The following is a 3,629-nucleotide window of genomic DNA, read 5'->3' as shown; positions in this document are numbered from 1 at the left end:
GATAAGCGGCGAGCAGCACCGTCGTACCTTGTAGCGGGGGGTGGGGGACCCCCCGCGCGGGGGCGCGGAGGCGGGGGGGCCGACCCCCCGCCAAACCAACCCCGAATCACCCCCCCCCACCCCCACGCGGGGGGGGGGGGGGGGGTGGTGGGTGTTGTGGTGGGGGGGGGGGCGGCCCCCCCCCCTCTCCGCCCGGGGGGCGGGGGGCCCCCCCCCCCCGCTACAAGGTACGACGGTGCTGCTCGCCGCTTATCCTGCCTCGATCAACTCCTCTACATCCTCTGGCACGGCCACTCCACGCCCCGGCGCCAGCGGCAATTGCAGCCACACCGGCTCCGCCTCGCCGGTAATCAGCCGCGCCCCGCGCTTGCGCGTGACGTAGTTCCAGCCCCACTGGGTCATGACCCTGAACTTGTTGTCGAACTCGATCAGGAAGTTGATGTGCACGAAGACCCAGATGAGCCAGGCCAGGAAGCCGTGGAAGTGCAAGTTGCCGATGTCGGCCACGGCCTCGTTGCGGCCGATGACGGCCAGCATCCCCTTGTCCTTGTAGCGGAAGGGGCGGATAGCTTTGTCGAAGCGGCGGCGGCGCAGCACATCGGCTACGTACTCCCCCTGCTGCATCGCCACCTGGGCCACGCCGGGCAGCGGCGCGCCGTCCTGCTCGTAGTGGGCCAGGTCGCCGATAACGAAGATATCGGGGTAGCCAGGCAGCGTCAGGTCGGGCAGCACCTTCACCCGGCCGCTGCGGTCCTGTTTTGCGCCGACCCGCCGGGCCAGCGCTTCGCTTAAGGGGGACGCTTTCACCCCCGCGCCCCACAGCACCGTATGGGTCGGCAGCAGTGACTGTTCGCCGGTGTCGGTGTCGCGCACGATGACGTGCTCGGCGGCGATCTCCGTCACCGTCGTCTTCGTCCGCACCGTCACGCCCTTGGCCTGGAGGGCCGCGGCGGCCGCAGCCGACAGCGCTTCGGGGTAGGCTGCCAGGACACGGTCTAGCCCCTCCACCAGGGTAATCGAGGCCTCGGTCGGGTCGAAGTTGCGAAACTCGCCGCGCAGCGTATGCCGGGCCAGCTCGGCCAGCGCCCCGGCCAGTTCCACGCCGGTCGGCCCGCCGCCGACGATGACGAAGGTCAGCAGGGCGCGGCGGCGCTCCGGGTTGCTCTCGCGCTCGGCGGCCTCGAAGGCCAACAGGACACGCCGCCGGATCTTGACCGCGTCCTCAATGGTCTTCAGGCCGGGGGCGACCTCCTCCCACTCCGCGTCGCGGCCGAAGTAGTGGTGGCTGGCTCCGGTCGCGATGATCAGTTCGTCGTAGGCGACCTCATCCCCATCTTCCAGGATAACCACACGCCGCTCCGGGTCCAGGTCAATCACCTCGCCGGTCAGGACGGTGGCGTTCTTGACCCGCTTCAAGATGCCGCGCAAGGGCGAGGCGATGTCCTCCGGCGACAGGCTGCCTGTCGCCACCTGATAGAGCAAAGGTTGAAACAGGTGGAAGTTACGCCGATCGATCAGCGTCACCGCCACCGGCGCGTCACGCATGGCCTGGGCCGTATACAGCCCCCCGAAACCGCCGCCGACGATGACAATTCGCTCTTTTCGTTTTCGACTCATCGTGTTTCCTATGAAGAAGAATGATCCGCAGATTTCGCAGATTACGCAGATTTTAAAAAGCGCGGGTGAGAGTGCCCATTACTGCGCTGTCAAGCAGTTACTTGCCGCAGATCATGGCATATTGGAACGGGGTTGACCAGGCCCTATAGGCCGGCATTCATCCGCGTCATTTCGCTTGCCTCTCTGACGGCGGGTGGGCGGGGATTCTTACGGGGGATTGTGCAATTGTTCACAAAGGAGGGATCATACACTTGGTGTGACCGATGTCTGTGAACTTCTGTAGTGATGGTACTTGTGGGACGGGTCAATCTTTCTCATGCGACGCCAACTGGTCGGCCAGCCGCGTCGGCTCCGGCAGCCGGTAGCGCGTGGCGCAGCGCAGGACGTAGGCCACGGCTGTCGCCAGGCTGATGCGGTGGCCGACCGAGACGTAGATGGGCCGGACGCCGATCTTACTGCGCAGGATGGCCCCGATGATCTCCCCCTTGTCTACCACCGGGTTCCAGTCGCCGCGCGTCGCGCCGGGCGGATCGTAGACGCCGATGAAGTGCGACTTGGCGACGCCGATGGTCGGCACGCCCGCCGCCAGCCCCAGGTGGCAGGCCAGCCCGAAGCGGCGGGGGTGGATGCGGCCGTGGCCGTCACACAGGATGAGATCAGGCGCGGTCTCGACCATGGCCAGCGCCGCCAGCGCGCCCGGCAGCTCGCGGAAGGCCAGCAGGCCAGGGACGTAGGGGAACGTTGTTGGGACGCGGGCCAGCCGCCGCTCGACCGGCGTCAGCTCGGGAAAGCGCAGGACAACCACGGCGGCGCGGGTCGTGCGCCCGCCGTCCTCGAAGCCCACGTCCACGCCGGCCACGTGGCGCACCTCGCCCAGTTCGTCCCGCTCGATCACCTGGTGGCGCAGCGTCTGTTGCAGGGCGATGGCCTCGGTCGGGGTGGCGGGCCAGGGATGTAGGGGGAGCAGGTTCATGCGTCCCTCACCAGTTAGCCGGTCGGGGCCGCGGCCGGTTCGCCGGCTGTGCTGGCCGTCGCGCTCTGGCGACGGAAAAGATCGCGCCGGCGAATAACGACCACCGCCGCCACAGCCGTCCAGATCAGGGCGTTGACAGCCATAAACGCCGTGTCGTTGATGACCGCCAGGAACGGCAGGTTGCCCAGATTGATGCCCAGGTGGAAGGCCGCGGCGACCCACACGTTGAAACGCGTGCCTTTGAGCAGCCCGTATAGCACGGTCGAGTAGGCGACCATCAGCAGGACGAGGCATAGCATGTAGACCGGCCCGTTGCCATACAGACCCACATGCCACAGCGCCCACAGGACGCCGACCAGCGCCGAGGAGGCCAACGGCTGCAGGTGAGGGTCGAGCCGCCGGTGCAGGTAGCCGCGCCAGCCCACTTCCTCCCCGAACGCGCCCAGGGCCATACCCGGCAGCATCAGCCACAGCGGTGCGGGCAGCCCGCCCACGTCCGGCCGCAACAGGATGAAGACGACCGCCGCGACGGCCGCCGGGGCCAGCAGCGCGCCCAGCGCGCGCCACGCCGAGACGCCGCGCAGCGACAGCGACAACCTTAGCCCGTCCCGCCGGAACAGCCCCAGCATGGCCAGCGCCGCCAGCCCCGGAGCCAGTTGCGGCAGCGTCACCGTCGCCCAACTTCGAGCAAAGCTGGTGGCCTCCTGCAGGCCGCCGAGCACTATTGTGAGGAGAAAGGTCAGCACGTAGAACAGCGCCACTCGTTTGATCATAGTTGCCCTCCTGAGAGCAGATCGGCCAGACCGGCCGGTGTATAGTCGCCGCGACCAATGCGATCGGCGGCCAAATCGAGCCAGCGCAGATAGGCCGGCCCCAATGACAGGACGTACTCCAGCGTCAACATGCTATAAAAAAACGCCTCGGGGCTTGGCGCGCGCTCTCGTCCCGCCATCGCCCCTTCATAGACCTGGCGAAACATGGCCAACTGCCCGCGAATCATCTCGCGCTGCCGCTCGATGATCGCCAGCGCGTCCTCCCG

The 3,629-nt window shown here is 67.6% G+C and carries 4 protein-coding genes; all 4 read right to left on the bottom strand.

The genetic code is table 11. The features are described 5' to 3' along the window. Positions 1 to 249: 249 nt before the first annotated feature. Entirely contained in the window at positions 250 to 1,617 is a 1,368-nt protein-coding gene (locus tag ACE3UY_RS11260; RefSeq protein WP_374687623.1) for an NAD(P)/FAD-dependent oxidoreductase, read from the bottom strand. 304 nt (positions 1,618 to 1,921) lie between these two features. Further along, positions 1,922 to 2,590 carry a deoxyribonuclease V gene (gene nfi, locus ACE3UY_RS11255; protein ID WP_374687622.1) on the bottom strand — a complete coding sequence of 223 codons (669 nt, stop codon included), beginning with the start codon at positions 2,588 to 2,590 and terminating at the stop codon, positions 1,922 to 1,924. 14 nt (positions 2,591 to 2,604) lie between these two features. Next, positions 2,605 to 3,363: a CPBP family intramembrane glutamic endopeptidase gene (locus ACE3UY_RS11250; protein ID WP_374687621.1), complete on the bottom strand. Its 759-nt coding sequence runs from the start codon at positions 3,361 to 3,363 to the stop codon at positions 2,605 to 2,607. Further along, a partial coding sequence (locus ACE3UY_RS11245; protein ID WP_374687620.1) for a hypothetical protein occupies positions 3,360 to 3,629 on the bottom strand: 270 nt, incomplete at its 5' end. The genes ACE3UY_RS11250 and ACE3UY_RS11245, both read right to left, overlap by 4 nt.

The sequence above is a fragment of the Promineifilum sp. (SeqCode) genome, assembly GCF_041918635.1.
GTDB lineage: Bacteria > Chloroflexota > Anaerolineae > Promineifilales > Promineifilaceae > Promineifilum.
The sequence above is the reverse complement of the archived record's forward strand: the minus strand, read 5'-3'. Positions and strand labels throughout refer to the sequence as shown.